Origin of the sequence: Streptomyces sp. NPDC052107 (genome assembly GCF_040680215.1) — a bacterium.
Taxonomy (GTDB): domain Bacteria; phylum Actinomycetota; class Actinomycetes; order Streptomycetales; family Streptomycetaceae; genus Streptomyces.
The window spans coordinates 1-2,776 of the sequence record NZ_JBFAWG010000233.1; the positions used below are offsets into that span (position 1 = coordinate 1).

A 2,776-nucleotide genomic window follows, 5' to 3' on the forward strand; every position below is an offset into this window, starting at 1 on the left:
CTTTCGGTCCCGCCCCGCGGCCGGGAAAATCGGGTCGGTGCCCGTCCGGAGGACGTCGACGGTGCTTGGTGCCGAACGTTGAGCCCGCTGGATAGTCGGACGCGGGGGCCGTGCGCAGGAGTCCGGTGATGTTGCCATGAGCACGCAAGAGAGCTTCTTTGAATCCTGTGGCCCCGGATGGGCGGGCACCGTTCCGGTGTGCGGGACGAGAGGCAGGCGCGGATATGGACGTGGTCGAGGAACGGTGCGCGGGCGCCGACGTGAGCAAGACGGACGCCAAGGTCTGCATCCGGTTACCGGGAACGGGCAAGCGCGCTCGATACGAGGTCCGCACGTTCTCGACGATGAGCGACGGCTTGCTGCAGCTGCGGGACTGGCTCGTGGACAACCGGATCACGCGGATCGGCATGGAAGCGACGGCGTCCTATTGGAAGCCTGTGTTCTACCTGCTGGAGGCTACCGAGGGCATCGAGCCATGGCTGCTGAACGCCCAGCACATCAAGACTGTCCCGGGTCGCAAGACTGATGTGAAGGACTGCGAGTGGATCTGCCGCCTGGTCGAGCATGGCCTGGTCCGCCCCAGTTTCGTGCCCCCGCGGGACATCCGCCAACTGCGGGACCTGACCAGGTACCGCACCGAAACCACCCGTGACCGGGCCCGCGACGTGAACCGGCTCGCAATGTTCCTGGAGGACGCTGGCATCAAACTGTCCGCGGTGGTCAGCGACATCACTGGCCGCTCTGCGCGGGCCATGTTGGATGCCCTGGTGGCAGGAGAACGCGATCCACAGGTACTGGCCGATCTCGCATTCGGCAGCTTGCAGGGCAAGATCCCCCTGCTGGCACGGGCACTGACCGGGGATTTCAGTGAGCACCACGCGTTCATGGTGGCCTCGATGCTGCGGGCAATCGACGAGGCCGACACCCGGATCGACCGCCTTAGCAAGGAGATCGACCGGCAACTGCAGCCGCTGCGGCGGCAGGTCGACCTTCTGATCACCATCCCGGGTATCAGCCTGACACTGGCCCAGATCCTGATCGCCGAGGTCGGCGTCGACATGAGCCGCTTCGCCACCGCAGGACACCTCGCCTCTTGGGCCGGGATGTGCCCGGGTAACAAGGAGTCGGGCGGCAAGCGCCTGTCAGGACGCACCCGCCAAGGCGACACCTGGCTCAAGACCGCGCTCTACATGGCGGGCGCCAGCGCCGCCCGCAGCAGGAGCACCTACCTGGGCGCACAGTTCCGGCGACTGGTCCCACACCGCGGCGCGAAACGCGCGACCCTCGCGGTCGGACACTCCATTCTGGTCGCCGCCTGGCACGTCCTGCACGACCTCGTCCCCTACCGGGATCTTGGCCCCGATCACTTCACCAACCGTCTGGGCAAGGAACGCCAGACCCGACGTCTACTCGCCCAACTCACTGCTCTTGGCCTCGACGTCACCGTCACCCCACGCGAAGAAGTCTCATGACCTGCACCATCACGCATTGGCCCAGGTGATTTTCAAGAGAGCCCCGTTCACCGGGCTGAGCCATCGTCAGTTCGGCAAGCTGATCACCGCGTTGCGGCGCGAGGGCGCGGATCCGGTCCGCAAGGGCCGGCCCTGGAGCCTGCCGCTGGAGGACCGGGTCCTCCTGGTCGCCGCGTACTGGCGCACCAACCTCACCCTGCGTCAACTCGCCCCGCTGTTCGGGGTGTCGAAGTCGGCCGCCGACCGCATCATCGACCACCTTGGGCCGTCTCTCGCGCTCCAGCAGCGCAAGCGATTCCGCAAGGACACCGTCCTGATCGTGGACGGAACCCTGGTCCCCACCCGCGACCACACCATCGCCGCGCAGTCGAAGAACTACCGGTACTCGACCAACCATCAGGTCGTGATCGACGCCGACACCCGGCTCGTCGTCGCGGTCGGCCGGCCGCTGCCCGGCAACCGCAACGACTGCAAGGCGTGGGAGTTGTCGGGTGCGAAGGACGCCGTCGGCAAGACGACCGTGATCGCGGACGGCGGCTACCGGGGCACCGGCCTGGTCATCCCGCACCGCCGCGAGCGCGGCCAGGCCGAACTCCCAGCCTGGAAAGAGGAACACAACGCCTCCCATCGCAAGGTCCGTGCCCGCGTCGAGCACGCCTTCGCCCGCATGAAGGGCTGGAAGATCCTGCGCGACTGCCGCCTGAAAGGCGAAGGCGTACACCACGCCATGCTCGGCATCGCCCGCCTGCACAACCTCGCCCTCGCCGGATGACGGAGGAACAAGCAGGTCAACGAGCATGTCGTAGATCATTTACGGGACAGCCCTTCGGTGCCGTCCGCGTCGCCCGCGTACGTCGCGGACCATGTACTGCACACCGAGTTGCTGCACGTGCTCGTCGGCGCACACGGCGCCGCCCTCTCGCTCCACAACACGGCAACCGTTCGCAACAGACGCCAGCTCGACCAACACCTCGCGACCGTGCTGATTGCCCGCCACGGCCGCATCACCGCCACCGACAGCTACCTATCGGATGTCGGCGGCATGAGGGATCCGCCTGGCATGACCAGCGTCGGCCGGTACCAGTTGCTGCTCCGCTCCCGACGATCGCCCGGTGCGGCGCGGCTGGTCGAACCGGGATGAGATCGCGCGCGACAAATTCTGGCGTTGAGTCGGCGAGTACGGCAGCCTGCCCGACGCACGTGTCCTCTCACCCGGGTTCCGCAGTTAATCGGGGTTCTGGGCTTTGGATGAGGTCGAACTTGCTGGTCAGCGGTGTGGCAGTTGGTGGGAATCGAAGCTCGTC

3 protein-coding genes are annotated in these 2,776 nt (G+C 66.7%); all 3 read left to right on the top strand.

The features are described from left to right. Positions 1-224 precede the first annotated feature (224 nt). From AB0M27_RS47280 to AB0M27_RS47290, 3 genes are read left to right on the top strand one after another with little or no spacing between them, the layout of a single operon-like run. The gene (locus AB0M27_RS47280) at positions 225-1,472 is read left to right on the top strand and encodes an IS110 family transposase (RefSeq protein WP_365732386.1); all 1,248 of its coding nucleotides are present in this window, start codon (positions 225-227) and stop codon (positions 1,470-1,472) included. A gap of 16 nt (positions 1,473-1,488) precedes the next feature. Next, positions 1,489-2,244 carry a transposase gene (locus AB0M27_RS47285; protein ID WP_365732387.1) on the top strand — a complete coding sequence of 252 codons (756 nt, stop codon included), beginning with the start codon at positions 1,489-1,491 and terminating at the stop codon, positions 2,242-2,244. A gap of 57 nt (positions 2,245-2,301) precedes the next feature. After that, on the top strand, positions 2,302-2,613 hold the full coding sequence (locus AB0M27_RS47290; RefSeq protein WP_365732388.1) for a hypothetical protein: 312 nt from the start codon (positions 2,302-2,304) through the stop codon (positions 2,611-2,613). Positions 2,614-2,776: the final 163 nt, after the last annotated feature.

What these genes read in the sequence shown, in the direction of transcription:
- AB0M27_RS47280 (WP_365732386.1), top strand. Translation starts at nt 225, where the DNA reads ATGGACGTGGTCGAGGAACGGTGCGCGGGCGCCGACGTGAGCAAGACG.